At 66.1% G+C, this 14291-nt stretch carries 9 protein-coding genes; 3 read left to right on the top strand and 6 right to left on the bottom strand.

Annotation, left to right across the window (positions count from 1 at the left end):
- The first annotated feature begins 274 nt into the window (after nucleotides 1-274).
- Nucleotides 275-1621 carry a hypothetical protein gene (locus E7Z54_RS12950; RefSeq protein WP_136434318.1) on the top strand — a complete coding sequence of 449 codons (1347 nt, stop codon included), beginning with the start codon at nucleotides 275-277 and terminating at the stop codon, nucleotides 1619-1621.
- Between the two features lie 810 nt (nucleotides 1622-2431).
- Entirely contained in the window at nucleotides 2432-3343 is a 912-nt protein-coding gene (locus E7Z54_RS12945) for a 3'-5' exonuclease (protein ID WP_168798310.1), read from the top strand.
- Nucleotides 3344-3802: 459 nt separating this feature from the next.
- On the opposite strand, the gene E7Z54_RS12940 is transcribed toward E7Z54_RS12945, so the two are convergent.
- From E7Z54_RS12940 to E7Z54_RS12930, 3 genes are all read right to left on the bottom strand, one after another.
- Nucleotides 3803-6817 (bottom strand): DEAD/DEAH box helicase, encoded by a 3015-nt coding sequence (locus E7Z54_RS12940; protein ID WP_206056188.1) that lies wholly within the window; start codon nucleotides 6815-6817, stop codon nucleotides 3803-3805.
- Nucleotides 6818-7080: 263 nt separating this feature from the next.
- Nucleotides 7081-8499: a type I glutamate--ammonia ligase gene (gene glnA, locus E7Z54_RS12935; protein ID WP_136434315.1), complete on the bottom strand. Its 1419-nt coding sequence runs from the start codon at nucleotides 8497-8499 to the stop codon at nucleotides 7081-7083.
- A 228-nt stretch (nucleotides 8500-8727) separates the two neighbouring features.
- On the bottom strand, nucleotides 8728-10905 hold the full coding sequence (locus E7Z54_RS12930) for a glutamine synthetase III (RefSeq protein WP_136434313.1): 2178 nt from the start codon (nucleotides 10903-10905) through the stop codon (nucleotides 8728-8730).
- Between the two features lie 160 nt (nucleotides 10906-11065).
- On the opposite strand from E7Z54_RS12930, the gene E7Z54_RS12925 reads away from it, so the two are divergent.
- On the top strand, nucleotides 11066-11488 hold the full coding sequence (locus tag E7Z54_RS12925) for an RDD family protein (RefSeq protein ID WP_240769665.1): 423 nt from the start codon (nucleotides 11066-11068) through the stop codon (nucleotides 11486-11488).
- 3 nt (nucleotides 11489-11491) lie between these two features.
- Here the strand turns inward: E7Z54_RS12925 and E7Z54_RS12920 are convergent, their stop codons facing one another.
- From E7Z54_RS12920 to lipB, 3 genes are all read right to left on the bottom strand, one after another.
- Entirely contained in the window at nucleotides 11492-12211 is a 720-nt protein-coding gene (locus E7Z54_RS12920; RefSeq protein ID WP_136434310.1) for a DUF4191 domain-containing protein, read from the bottom strand.
- 17 nt (nucleotides 12212-12228) lie between these two features.
- On the bottom strand, nucleotides 12229-13185 hold the full coding sequence (lipA, locus tag E7Z54_RS12915; protein ID WP_136434308.1) for a lipoyl synthase: 957 nt from the start codon (nucleotides 13183-13185) through the stop codon (nucleotides 12229-12231).
- 75 nt (nucleotides 13186-13260) lie between these two features.
- Nucleotides 13261-14049, bottom strand: coding sequence for a lipoyl(octanoyl) transferase LipB (gene lipB, locus E7Z54_RS12910; RefSeq protein WP_136434306.1), 789 nt, complete (start codon nucleotides 14047-14049; stop codon nucleotides 13261-13263).
- Nucleotides 14050-14291: the final 242 nt, after the last annotated feature.

Here is a 14291-nt window from a genome sequence, read left to right as displayed (position 1 = left end):
GGCATGCTCCCGGCGATCTGGCGAGCACGCCCCAGCGGCGGACCGCCACACGCGGTGAGGCACCTTGCCTGACGCTAGGCCCTAGACCAGCGCGGCAGGCGGCGGAAAGACGCACGGAGGGCAAGGTGCCCGTGGTTCGCTTGGTAGTGGCGGATACTGGCGGCACGGGCAGCGCATGGAGTGAGGTCCGTGCGAACAAGTCGATCTCCCCGTGGCGTGGCGGTCATCACTCCGATCGCGCACACCTCGTTGCGGTGATGGCGGAGAGGGAAACGTGGAGCGCCATAGGTCTGTCGTCCTCATCGGGTCCGCGGACATTAGTGGGATCGTCGAAGGACTGACACACACCTCAAGGCTGAACTCAAAGTCGACCCTCACGTTCGAAATCCCTTCCGACGCCGCGCGAGACCACCTGATTGACCTAACCGCACAGGTGACTTGGTCCGTTGTGGCCCCATCCTCCGAGATCGAGGGTGACCGTGGGGATCTGCGATTCGCGGGTCGGGTTGAGGTCGCCGAGGAGCGCGACGGAGTGATTCACGTCGGTTGCAGCTCGATGGCTGTTCGTTTCGAAAACGTCCGCATCCCGCTACTGAAGAACGAGCTGACGCCGCAAGACGCCTTTGTCCTCATGGCGTCGCTCGGCGGTTTCCCCCCGGATCGAGTGAGCTCGGGTGACCCAGAGCCAGAGGTCACTGAATTTGATGTCCTCCTTCCACTGGTTGGGATTCGTGTGGGAGACGCGTTGGCGGCCAACGGTCTCGACCTACGCGGCACAGACGCGTTGACCCCCTTTGAGCAGTTCCTGGAGCCGAACCCCGGGCTTCAGGCCATCGCTTCCGCCTGTCACTCCGTAGCTTGCGCCCGAGTTCGCGCGAGGTGGGCCGTTGAAGCAGAGACACAGGGGCGCCGACTGGTTGAAGATGCTCTGGCTTGGCTCATGGTCGGGGTAAGCGACGGGCTCGTGCACACTAACGGCCCGAAGCGCTACCTGCTCGACGACGCCCGTTCTAGGCCAGACTTGCTTGGAATGGTCATCGTCAACTCCCTTAGTGACCGCGGGCGGTACTTGCGGTCTCTCGAGACCATCCCGAGAGCACCGATCGTGACCCCTGGAACCGAAAGGCTGTCACTCGATGGTCTCGACCCAGCCGGACTCCCTGCCAACCTCTCTGATGCGCTGGCCTCATTCCAGCGCGCATACCTATCGGTTGGGTCCCCCGCGATCCTGGCGTTGTGGGAGTGCATCGAGTTCGTTGTCATCAATACGGAGGTACCCGCGCTATTCAAGGGGTCGCAGACCAGAGCGCTGAGGCGAGCGAGCAAGGGGGTAGGACTCACACCCTCTCAACAGCACCGATTCGACGAAGCACTGTCGTACTTGAATGCGCCACCGCTCCTCCTCAAGTTGCGTCGTTTCGCCCAAGCAGGAGAGGTCCCAATCAGCGACTTTGAGATGGCCCTGGTCGCCAAGCTGCGCCGCCACAGGAACGACGTGATGCACGGGCGGAGGCCAGAGCATGTGGAGCCAGAGGACCTGCGGCACGGAATGTCAATCGTTGCCCGCATCCTGCGGTCCGCCGTGATGAGGTCAGCACGTCGATATACCGCGCAGAACTAGTTGCGGTCACTCTACGCGGACGAGGCTAGCCGCCGTCCCGGAGTGAAAGCAGAAGGGTCTTGCCGAATCGCACGGCCGGAGCAGCCGCGACCTGCACACCTACCGAAGAAGAAATCCGGAATCGGACCTGCGTCGATCGCATAGCCCACAGGCGGCGAAGTGACGCACCCGGCTGACGCGGTCTCGGGTTACTGGGTCGACGTTGGGATGAAACGTTCGTAGGCTCGTGGTCTCGCCTCACCCCTGGGGCGAACGGGCTACGGCAGGTACTGATCCTGTGTGGCGACCGTGATCCGTAAACAGTGGTACGACCACATCGGCAGGGGTTGCCCGGCGGACCTGGTCGACCTCCGACTGGGTCCGCCGGAGTCCTCACGCGGCGGCATGACCTACGCGGTCTCCGGTTCCAGGTGCAGTCGGCCGCAATGAGTTTCAGGACACCGATCGGGTTTCGGTGTTCGGCCACGTCTGTCGGGGTCTGCCACTACCTTGCGCGGCATGGAATGGGTGCTACTCCTGCTGATCGCTGCCGTCGGGTTCTACGTGGTGGTCAGGGCGATGTCGCCCGCTGCGCCTCCGGCGCCACCGACGCAGGTCGGAGGTCAGTCGAGCCGTGCTGGCGTGCCTGGGCGCCCGACCGCCGCCCCCTCGAACCGGTCGCGGTCGTCCGGCCACCGGCCCCCGGCCTACACCCGCGAACGGACCGTTGCGAGTCGGCGCGACCCGAGACCGTGGGACTCCACCAGCCGTGACATTCCGTTCGCCGAACCTGGTCTTCGAGGTCCGCTCTTCCACTATGGAGGGACCTCGATGCGTAGCGGCGCCGAGCACTCCGGTCCCTATGCCGTCATCGATTTCGAGACAACCGGCCTGTCGGCCAGGCGCGACCGCATCGTCGAAGTAGCGATTGCTCGAGTGGATGCGAGTGGACGTATCGAGGATGAGTTCGCGACCCTGATCAACCCCGAGGGCCGCGACGTAGGGCCAACCTTTATCCACGGAATCACGAACGCCCAAGTCGAGCGAGCTCCAACATTCGCCGACGTGGCGCCTGAACTGTTGTGCCGCCTGAGCGGCGCGGTCGTCGTCGCCCATAACGCAACCTTCGAGGAAGCGTTTCTCGCTGCAGAGCTCAAACGTGCTGGTCTGGAGGTCCCCCGGTTGCCAGCGCTTTGCACGCTTTGGCTTGGCCGTCAGACCTTCACGACGCCGAACTACAAGCTCGGAACACTCGCACGAGCTGCCGGGGTGCCGCTCGTAGACAAGCACGCAGCACTGGGTGATGTGCGCGCCGTCTGCGCGCTGCTCCCACAGATGACGCGACAGCTCCGCACTCCGGTCCTATTCAGCTGCGTACCGATGTCCTGGACTTCGAGAAATGCCCAGCCGCTTCCACTGGTCACGCGAGCCGTAGCGCTGCGCAAGGGCAGTGATGGCTGGATGCATTCCCTCATGGCGCGGCTCCCAGTCACGGGCATCGCGCCGCACAGTGCTTCCGCCGAGGCGTACCTCGACGCACTCACTGAAGTGCTGTCCGATGGGAAGATCACAGGCGAAGAAGCCAAAGTACTTGCGTACCTCGCCGGCTCAGCCGGCATGGGAGGTGAGCAAGTGCTCGACTCAACAAGCGCTTCCTGGATAGCCTTCAGACTGCCGCGCTCGACGATGACGTTCTCACCGCCACCGAAGTCCGCCAACTCAAGTCCGCAGCCAAGGCTCTGAGCTTGCCCGAATACTTCGACGACCTCCAACCCACGCCCGCGCCTGCATCTCCCCCTTCTAACGAGAGTCCAAACCGGGTCGAAACACCGGGCGGCAACTCGATGAGAGACCGTGCCGAGCGGGGTTCACGGGCACTCGCCTTGCAGCGCCAAGGATCGAGCCGTTCTGAGATCGCAGCAGTACTTTGCGTTAGCCAGGAGACCGTCAAGTCGCTACTTCGAGACGCAAAGTTCTACGAGAATCCCCAGTCGGACCCCTCGCGCTTCGCGATGGCACGCGAGGCGCGTCAGGCTCGCGACTCTGGCGTCACCCGCGACGCGTTTCAGCGGAACCGCCAAATATCCACCGGAAAGAGCACGGAGGCTTGGCGCGACGCCGCGATGGTTTGCGACGCTCAGTAGCGGCGAGGACGTTGTCAGCACGCCACGCCACACTCGTCATCCGTTCGGTTCACGAGGACTAAGGGGCGCAAACCGTTCGGGTGACAGCAAGACTTCCGACGGCATCGTCGAGCACACACAGAAGGTCGCGTATCTGGACGGCACTAAGGTCGTTCGTGGCGAGTTTGGCTTCCAACTTGGACCAAGACAGGCCCGGCTGCGCAACGACGATCTCCCCGCGCACGACAGGTCTGGCGTCCAGCAGCGTCCAGGGTCGTTGCTCGGATCTCGGGCTCAGCAGTTCAGTCAGAAGTCCGTCGTCCCCGTCTACGACCGTCAGCACCGGCGACTTCCCGTGTACATATCGCGCAGACATCTCGGTGAAGAGGTCCGGATCTGAGAACCACCGTCGGCTCTTCGCAGCCTGGGCGCCCACTACCTCGACGTCGGTCACTCGAGCGCTCGGCTTTGCACCTCCCGCCGGCTTGACGTGCCAGAGCTCAACCCGCACATCTCGCTCGATGTTCAACTCGAGGATGATCAGGTCCGCGAACTCTCCCTTGCCGTCATTGTGAAGAACCCACCGGTGTTGAAAGCGCGAAGGCCTGGCTACCAAATGCGAACGCACATACGAGTGGACCGAAACCTTCCCCGCTGCGACCGCGGATGAATCGAGCTGCTTCTCGAGGTCGACGTTCGGCCAGTCCATAGGGGAGGCGATCAGGCGCGAGAGGGAGTGATTGACTCGGGGTCGTTCGTAGATCACGGAGCCGACTACCGTTTGCCCGGACGCGAAGTACACCGTAGGCGGAAACTCAGTTAACAGATCCTCAAGGCTCCTCGCTGTTGCGAACCCCCTGTGCACCTCAACGCTCTGCTCGTTAGCGGACGACACCTCGCCGATCAGATCCTGCCTACCAACCCACAATGGCGACGGCACCGCTGGATCCGTTCGTAGTTCGAGCTTCAGATACTCTCCGGCCGCATCGCGGCCAGCTCGCACTTGGAGATCTAGGTGCTCGAGCGGCTCTTCATCTAGGTACCAGTCCGCTCCCAAGAGTCCGGGATGCCAGTCGGTGAATGCCACCTCGGATTCCGGGAGCGCACCCAAGACCGATCCCCTAGTGACGTCTGGGAGCAGGGGGTTCGCTGCAGCTGAGGATGACCAATATCGAGCACCGAAGCTCGCCATCACGTCGTCGTACAAACGGATGGGCACGAGTCGCGACTCCCACATCTTCGCCTTCTCGACTGCGATCCCGACGTTGTAGGCAGCCAACCCCTCGCCCTGTGACACCTGCGCCATTGCGTGGCCGATCGCGCCCTGAGCGGTGTCCACCTCGCGTAGCCCTCGATCGACGCCAGGGCCGGCAAACGTCTTGTAACTTGCAGTGCCTCTGCCGCCAGAGTTTGTGTTTCGGACACCTACGTTGGAGACGGAAACACGAGGCAGCGAGTCGAAGGCCCCGTGCAGCCTCTCTGGATCTGCTGCTCGTAGTCGTCCATCCGTGGTGTCCAAAAGTTGGAATAGCTGCTTGCGCACGTTTCCGTCGTCGGAGTTGGCGAGCAGCAGGCCTGCCTGCCCCCGTAGTCGAGGCGGCACCCACGTCAGTAGATGCAGGTCGAACCGGTTGGATTCGAGTCCGCTATGGGCGTGCCATCGAGGCGATTCGGTCCTGCGAGTCACCAGGAGTAGCGAGCTGCGCTCCATAGTCATCGACCGGTAAAACACCTCGTGTCCTCCGCGGACGCGCGCGCCAACGGGTAGTTCATCCAGGCACTTTTGAAAATCTGGGGTCCAGTCGTTGGCGCGACATTCCCACACGGTCGCCCTCACCGGGATGACCATGGACTCCACTGAGAGTTCGTTCGGCGCTGTCTCGAGCGCGGAGGCGAAGGCGCGGGACGCCTTTGCCTCCGCGATCTCGTTGTCGATGACCCCGGCGACGAGGCTCGCCCAATCCGCGTCTTCCTCGTAGAGCGCCCGAACTCCCCCTTGCAGGGACGGGAAGACATCGATGTCTCGTGCGGCGACCAGGACCGAAGGCTGTGGAAAGTCCGGGTGACTGCGCACAAGTCGGCCAATCAACTGGATCGTGGGCGAGAGCGAGCGATGTTTGTCGTGATAGGCCGCGACCCGAAGACGCGGCAGGTCGAAGCCCTCGCCCAGCATGCCGACAACGGCTACTGATCGCAGGGAGCCGTCACGAAGGCCAGCAATGATCTGCTCCTGTCGTGCGGCGCTCAAGCTCGAGGTGAGTGCGACCATGTCTCGTCCAGCAGCGCTATAGCGCTGGGCCAAGTCACGCGCGCGTGCGGCTGTGTTGGCGCGGACCAAGACAGTGCTGGACTCGTGGGCGGGATCATCCAAGACCGCGAGCGTGCGCCTCATAATCAAGTCATCGCAGGCCTCCTGGGTGATGGAGGGAGTGACGTCGATCAGATCAGCGCTGACAGGCTTGTAGTACCCCTCTGCGATGGCACGGCTGAGTGGATAGTGGAACGCGATGTCGCCGGGGAGGCGCTTGCGGTCACGCCGCTTAGGGGTGGCCGTCAGAAGCACCCGCCGCGCCGACGCGAAATGCTCGAGGATGGCGCGCCACGTGCGCGCAGAAGCATGGTGCGCCTCGTCGACAATGATCAGATCGAACAGGTCGCGCCGGGGTGGCTTGTCATAGTGTTCTGGACTAATCGAGGTTGGGATCGCGACAACGACGTCGGCGTCCTCAAGTGCCGACCAATCGCTAGCGCGGCCCGTCATCTCCACGACCCTTGGCGTCAAGAGATCATCGAGAGCGCCGATGTCGCGCAGCACGCTTTGCGTCCGGAAGCCCTCGGCCAGCTGAGATCGCAACTGCTTGCTCGGCACCACGACCAGCACTCTCCTGGCGGCAGACAGGTAGGGGATAGCGGTTGCTATGGCCGACTTGCCGGCGCCTGTTGGGAGAGAGAGTAGTGCCGGCTCAGCGTCATGAACGGACCAGTGAGACAGCAAGGCCCCGAGAGCGCCGACCTGCGCGGGCCGCCATCGGGGCGTCTCGGCGTCCTTCAGAAATGTGAACGCGACGCCCGGGCTCTGATAGTGGCCAGTCACCGCCTCATTATCTGTGGAAGCCGCCGACAATCTGGGTTTCTCACACGTGCGTCAAAATGGGCGGTATGGGCTAAGTGGCCGGCCGCCGGGTCAGCAGGGGTGGCAGTCCGACCGGCGGTCGGGTAAGCGCGCAGGGGCCGGGTGACGCACGGGTCGACAACGGGCCGCCGACCGGAAGGTCGACGGCCCGTTGCCCTTGTGGCCTAGGTGTGGCCTGGGTTAGCCTCTGTCCTTCAAATCCGCAGGTCAGAGGGCAACTCCACTCAGATGTCGTAGTACAGCTCGAACTCGTGCGGGTGCGGACGCAGCTGCACCGGAGCGATCTCGTGCTCCCGCTTGTAGCTGATCCAGGTCTCGATCAGGTCGGGCGTGAACACGTCTCCGACGGTGAGGAAGTCGTGGTCGGCCTCGAGCTCGTCGAGCACGGCGCCGAGCGACGTTGGCACCTGGGCGATCTCCGCCATCTCGTCCGGCGGGAGCTCGTAGATGTCCTTGTCGATCGGTGCCGCCGGCTCGATCTTGTTCTGGATGCCGTCGAGGCCCGCGAGCATGAGCGCGGAGAAGGCGAGGTACGGGTTCGCCGAGGGGTCGGGGAACCGGGTCTCGATGCGCTTGGCCTTCGGGTTGGTGCCGGTGATCGGGATCCGGACCGACGCGGAGCGGTTCCGCGAGGAGTACACCAGCGAGATCGGCGCCTCGTAGCCCGGCACCAGGCGGTGGTAGGAGTTCACGGTCGGGTTGGTGAAGGCGAGCAGTGCGGGCGCGTGCTGCAGGATGCCGCCGATGTACCAACGGGCCACGTCGGACAGGCCGCCGTACCCGGTCTCGTCGTAGAACAGCGGCGCTCCGTCGGCCCACAGGGACTGGTGGACGTGCATGCCCGAGCCGTTGTCACCGAAGATCGGCTTCGGCATGAAGGTGACCGACTTGCCGGCCTCCCATGCCGTGTTCTTGATGATGTACTTGAACTTCATGACGTCGTCGGCGGCCTTGAGCAGCGTGTCGAACTTGTAGTTGATCTCCGCCTGGCCCGCGGTGCCGACCTCGTGGTGCGCCCGCTCGACCTGGAGGCCGGAGACCTCGAGGTTCTTCACCATCGCGTCGCGCAGGTCGCCGTAGTGGTCGTACGGCGCAACGGGGAAGTAGCCACCCTTGAAGCGGGTCTTGTAGCCGCGGTTGTCGCCCTCGGCGCCCGAGTTCCACCAGCCCTCGACGGAGTCGATGTGGTAGAAGCCCTCGTTGGCCTGGGTCGAGTAGCGGACCGAGTCGAAGATGTAGAACTCGGCCTCGGGCGCGAAGTACGCCGTGTCCGCGATGCCGGTGCTGGCGAGGTAGGCGAGCGCCTTCTTCGCGATGTTGCGCGGGTCGCGCGAGTAGGGCTCACCGGTGATCGGGTCGTGGATGAAGAAGTTGAGGACCAGCGTCTTCTGCACCCGGAACGGGTCGACGTACGCGGTGGTCGGGTCCGGGAACAGCGCCATGTCGGACTCGTTGATCGCCTGGAAGCCGCGGATCGAGGAGCCGTCGAAGCCCAGGCCGTCGTCGAAGACCGACTGGTCGAACGACGAGACCGGCACTGTGAAGTGCTGCATGATGCCAGGCAGGTCGCAGAAACGGACGTCGACCTGCTCGACACCCTCGTCCCTGATGAACTTGAGCAGCTCTTCGCTGTTGTTGAACATTCGATCCTCCTCGGCTGAGGCGCGCGGCCCAGCCATCGGTCAGCCAGTCACGGTCGGGCCGTCGGGCGGAGCTACGCACAACGGACCCTTCCGGGAACCTACCTAACGGGGCATTGCACGCACAGCACCGCATTGTTTCGGCTGTGTAAACACTCGCGATGCACGAGTGCCCCAGCCCCCCTCGTGGGGGACTGGGGCACTCGTCAGGCCACAGGAGGACAGTGCCCGTCAGCGGATGAAGAGCATCTCCTGGTAGGTCGGCAGCGCCCACAGGTCGTCGGCGACGACGCCCTCGATCGCGTCCGCGGCCTCGCGGACCCTCAGCATCGCGGGGAGGACGGAGTCGCGGTAGTAGGCCGCCTCCTCGATGCCCTCGTGGTCGTGCGCACCCTCCTGGGCCGCCTTGAGCTCGGTGATGCCGGCGCGGAGCGCGGCGACGAGCTCGGAGACAGCCTGCAGGTCGGAGAGGTCGGCCTCGACACCGGCCGCCTTGAGTGCGGACACGTTGGTCGCAAGCTCGGTCTGGTAGCGGACCGCTGCCGGAAGGACCGTGGTCTGCGCGATCTCGGCGGTCAGGTTCGCCTCGACGTTGATCGTCATGACGTACTGCTCGACACCGACCTCGAAGCGCGACTGCAGCTCGGCCTCGTTGAGGACGCCGTACTTCGAGAACAGCTCCTTGGCCTCCGGGGTGCAGTACTCCGGCAGCGCGTCGACCGTGGTGCGCAGGTTCTTGAGCCCGCGGACCGAGGCCTCCTCGTGCCACTCCTCGGAGTAGCCGTTCCCGTTGAAGACGACCGCGCCGTGGTTCTCCACGATCTTGGCGAGCAGGGACTGCACGGCCGAGTTGAAGTCGGTGCCGGCCTGGACGGCGGCCTCGAGCTCGCTGGCGCAGAAGTCCAGAGCCTCGGCCATGATCGTGTTGATCACCATCATCGGGGCGGCCACGGTCTGGTTCGAGCCCGCGGCGCGGAACTCGAAGCGGTTGCCGGTGAAGGCGAACGGCGAGGTGCGGTTGCGGTCGCCGGCGTCCTTGGTCAGGTCGGGCAGGGTGTCGACGCCGACGGAGAGGACGCCCTTCTGCTTCGACGAGGTGGCGCCACCGTTGGCGATCTGCTCGAAGATGTCCGCGAGCTGGTCGCCGAGGAAGATCGAGATGATCGCGGGCGGCGCCTCGTTGGCGCCGAGCCGGTGGTCGTTGCCGGCGGACGCGATCGAGAGGCGCAGGAGGCCGCCGTGCAGGTGAACGGCGCGGATGATCGCGGCGCAGAACACGAGGAACTGCGCGTTGTCGTGCGGGTTGTCACCGGGGTTGAGGAAGTTGCCCTGGTTGCCGTTGCCGAAGGAGAAGTTGACGTGCTTGCCCGAGCCGTTGACGCCGGCGAAGGGCTTCTCGTGGAAGAGGCACTCCATGCCGTGCTGCTTGGCGATCGCCCGGAACGTCGACATCAGCAGCTGCTGGTGGTCGGAGGCCAGGTTGGAGCGCTCGAAGACCGGGGCGATCTCGAACTGGCCCGGCGCGACCTCGTTGTGACGGGTCTTGGCCGGGATCCCGAGCTTGAAGAGCGCACGCTCGGTGTCGTGCATGAACGCCAGGACGCGGTCCGGGATGGCGCCGAAGTAGTGGTCGTCGAACTCCTGGCCCTTCGGCGGCTTGGCGCCGAAGAGGGTGCGGCCGGCGTTGAGCAGGTCGGGGCGCGTGTTCACGAAGGAGGTGTCGACCAGGAAGTACTCCTGCTCGGGGCCGCAGTAGGAGACGACGTTGTCGATGTCCTTGTGGCCGAACAGGGCCAGGACGCGCTTGGCCTGCTCCGCCATCGCCGCCTGCGAGCGCAGCAGCGGCGTCTTGTGGTCGAGGGCCTCGCCCGTCATCGAGACGAAGATCGTCGGGATGCACAGGGTGTTGCCGTTGGGGTTCTCGAGGATGTAGGCCGGCGACTGGACGTCCCAGCCGGTGTAGCCGCGGGCCTCGAAGGTGGCGCGGATGCCGCCGTTGGGGAACGACGAGGCGTCGGGCTCTCCCTGGATCAGGGTCTTGCCGGTGAACTCCCAGATCGCGGTGCCGTCGCCGACCGGCTCCATGAACGAGTCGTGCTTCTCGGCGGTCAGGCCGGTGAGCGGGTAGAAGACGTGGGCGTAGTGGGTGACGCCCTTCTCCATCGCCCAGTCCTTCATCGCGGAGGCGACGATGTCGGCGTGGGCGGGGTCGAGCTTGTCGCCCTTCTGGATCGTCGCCGCGACGGACTTGAAGACCGACTTGGGCAGGCGCTTCTGCATGGTGGCGAGACCGAAGACGTTCTCACCGAAGAAGGCGCCCGTCTCGTTGGCGATGTCGAAGAAGGCGGCCGGGGCCTCGTTGGCCTCGATGTCGCGGATCGCACCCAGGCGGGTGGGGTTCGCAGTCATGTGAAACTCCCTGGTGTGGACGACGCGTCGTCGCCGGCTGGTCGAACACGTGACGTTAGGCGAGCCATGTTTCGCGAAACGGACCGAACGTTTCAGCCGTGTTAACGAGTTCGATCGGGGCCGAGACTTTGCCCACGCAGGGGAGCCCTAGCCTGTGTCTGTGTCCCACGCGCCCGCCGACCGCTCGCCGTTCCCGACCGCGTCCTGGGGGCGCCGGATCGTCGCCCTCCTCGTGGACTGGCTGATCTGCACGCTCGCGGTGATCGCGTTCGTCGGTCTCGAGGCGTACGGCGAGCCCGGGTCGGTCGCGTCCGCGATGGTGCTCGTGGTGTACGTGGTCGAGTCCGGTGTGCTGACGTGGCTGGCCGGCGGCTCGATCGGCAAGCTGCTGACCGGCCTGTGCGTCGTACCCGCCGACGGCCGCCTGCGGCGACTGAGCCCGGTCAGGGCGTTCGGCCGTCAGCTGCTGGTGGCGCTGGTGATCCCGCCCCTGGTGTTCCGTAACGACGGTCGCGGGCTGCACGACGTGTTCGCCGGGACGTCGACGGTCACCTTCGCGACGCTGCGGACGCTGGTGAAGTAGGGCTCAGCGACCGCGCAGGTTGCCGCGCATGCCCTTCATCGACGTCGGGATCGGGCCGCGGGGGAGCGGCACCTTCGGGCGCTGGGCGTCGAGCGCCTTGAGCCGCTGGCGGATCTCGGTGATCTCCGCGGGCTTCACCTGTCGGCCCAGCTTCTGGACGTGCTTGACCAGCTTGGGCAACGGCACCTGGCCCTCGTCGTTGCCGACCAGCACCTCGTGCACGGGGTAGTCGCCGGCGACGCGGGCGTGCTTCTTGCGCTCGCTGATCATCAGCGCCTTGAGCCGGGTCAGGTTGCCCTCGCCGACGAGGACGATCCCCGGAGGGCCGACCACGCGGTGGACCATGTCCTGCTGCTTGGTGAAGCCGACCACCTCCTCGACCACCCAGCCGCGCCGCAGCATGGTGAGCGCGCGGGCGGCGGCGCCGGGCTGACCCTCGAGCCGGTTGAACGCGGCCCTCTGGGCGCGGCGGCCGAAGACGATCATCACGGCCAGCAGGCCGATCAGCAGCGCGCCGACGATCGCCATGATCAGGCTGAAGGTGCCTTCGCCGGGGAGCAGCCAGAACAGTCCGAACCCGAGGGCGCCGAACACGAGGAACGTCCCGAGCATCCACCAGCGGATCGCCGGGTCGACCTCGCGCGCCATCTTGTAGGTCTCGAGGACCTGCCGGCGCCGGCTCATCTTGGACGGGTCGACAGGGGGCTTGGTCTTCTTGGCCATGGGGTGCTGCGGTCTCCTCAGACGGTGGCTTCGGCCCGGGCTGCGTGGGCCTCCCGAGCGGACATCGCCTGACCGTACAACCGACCGGCCCGGTAGGACGAACGGACGAGCGGACCCGAGAGCACTCCGGCGAAGCCGATCTCGTCGGCCTCGTCGCGGAGCTCGACGAACTCCTCGGGCTTCACCCAGCGCTCGACGGGGTGGTGGCGTACCGAGGGCCGGAGGTACTGGGTGATGGTGAGCAGCTCGCAGCCCGCGTCGTGCAGGTCGCGCATCGCCTGGGAGACCTCCTCGCGGGTCTCGCCCATGCCGAGGATCAGGTTGGACTTGGTGACCAGGCCGAAGGCGCGCGCCTGGGTCAGCACGTCGAGCGAGCGCTCGTAGCGGAAGGCGGGGCGGATCCGCTTGAAGATCCGCGGCACGGTCTCGACGTTGTGGGCGAGCACCTCGGGCCGGGACTCGAAGACCTGCTGGAGGAGGTCGGGCCGCCCGTTGAAGTCCGGGATCAGGTTCTCCACGCCGGTGTCGGGGTTGACCTCGTGGATGACCCGCACGGTCTCGGCGTACAGCCAGGCGCCGCCGTCCTCGAGGTCGTCGCGCGCGACGCCGGTGATGGTGGCGTACTTGAGGCCCATCTTCTGCACCGACTCGGCGACCCGGCGTGGCTCGTCGCGGTCCAGCGGCTGCGGCTTGCCGGTGTCGATCTGGCAGAAGTCGCAGCGGCGGGTGCACTGGTCGCCGCCGATGAGGAACGTCGCCTCGCGGTCCTCCCAGCACTCGAAGATGTTGGGACAGCCGGCCTCCTGGCAGACCGTGTGGAGGCCCTCGGACTTCACCAGCTTCTGGAGCGCGGTGTACTCCGGTCCCATCTTCGCCCGGGTCTTGATCCAGGAGGGCTTCCGCTCGATCGGTGTCTCGGCGTTGCGGACCTCGAGACGGAGCAGCTTGCGGCCTTCAGGTACGGGGGCGGTCACCGCCACAGCCTACTCCGGGGTCGGTCGTCGGGCCGCCTCGGCGGGACCCCGGTCGGGCCACGTCGCGGCGCCGGCCTAGGACGAGGTGTGTCCTCCGCGAGCGCCGTAGGTGAGCAGCGCCACGCCGGTCGCCTGCCCCTCGGACCGTGCCGGGTCCGGCCGCGGGTCGTAGTCGGCGGTCGGCTGGTACGGCGCCCAGGCGAGCAGCTCGCCCAGGTGACGTCGTACCGGGTCGAGCACCTCGGCCACCGGGACGTCGCGCCCCAGCTCGCGGCTCAGCGAGGTCACGCCGGCGTCGGCGATGCCGCACGGGACGAAGCGGTCGTACCAGCCGAGGTCGACGTCGCAGTTCAGTGCGAAGCCGTGCATGGTGACGCCCTGGCTGACCCGGATGCCGATGGCGGCGATCTTGCGCTCGGGCCCGCGGTCGTCCGCCCGGAGCCAGGCGCCGCTGCGCCCCGGTACCCGCGCGGTGGTCACGCCGAGCTCGGCGCAGACCGCGATCAGCGCCTCCTCGACGCGTCGCACGTAGTCGACCACCTTCACGTGGTCGGGCAGCCGGACGATCGGGTAGCCGACGAGCTGGCCGGGACCGTGGAAGGTGATCTTGCCGCCGCGGTCGACGTCGACGATCGCCGCACCGCCGGGGTCCAGCGGACGCTCGTCGGGCCGGGTCCTCTTGCCGGCGGTGAAGACCGGCGGGTGCTCGAGCAGGAGCACGGTGTCGGGAAGGTCGCCGGAGACCACCTGTGCGTGGACTTTGCGCTGGAGGTCCCACGCCGCGAGGTAGTCCACAGGTTCGGGACTGAGCCCGGCTTCGCGGAAGACGATTTGGCGGTCCGTCGCTGACAGCTGGGCACTCACATCGCCGAGCCTACTCCCGAGCCTGTGGATGACCGGATGCGCCGGTCGCGGTCGACCGGTAGGAACAAGGCATGTCAGGTGACCCGCACGGCCGCGCGACGGCGGTCTTCGTCGCCACCCTGGTGGCGGTGCTCGCCGTGGTGGCGGTGGTCTCCGTCGCGGTCGTGCGCGAGCCCACCCCACCCGACAGCCGTACGACGCCCGTCGCGCCCGCCGCGGTCGTCGCGCCCCGCGCGCGGTCG

This window comes from Nocardioides sp., assembly GCF_004803405.1.
In the GTDB taxonomy this organism is placed as follows: Bacteria; Actinomycetota; Actinomycetes; order Propionibacteriales; family Nocardioidaceae; genus Nocardioides; species Nocardioides vastitatis.
This window is presented reverse-complemented; position numbering and strand designations above follow the sequence as displayed.

Excerpts from the sequence above, each read along its gene's own strand:
- glnA (WP_136434315.1), bottom strand. The coding sequence starts at position 8,499 with ATGTTCAACAACAGCGAAGAGCTGCTCAAGTTCATCAGGGACGAGGGT.
- E7Z54_RS12945 (WP_168798310.1), top strand. The coding sequence starts at position 2,432 with ATGCGTAGCGGCGCCGAGCACTCCGGTCCCTATGCCGTCATCGATTTC.
- E7Z54_RS12930 (WP_136434313.1), bottom strand. The coding sequence starts at position 10,905 with ATGACTGCGAACCCCACCCGCCTGGGTGCGATCCGCGACATCGAGGCC.
- E7Z54_RS12920 (WP_136434310.1), bottom strand. The coding sequence starts at position 12,211 with ATGGCCAAGAAGACCAAGCCCCCTGTCGACCCGTCCAAGATGAGCCGG.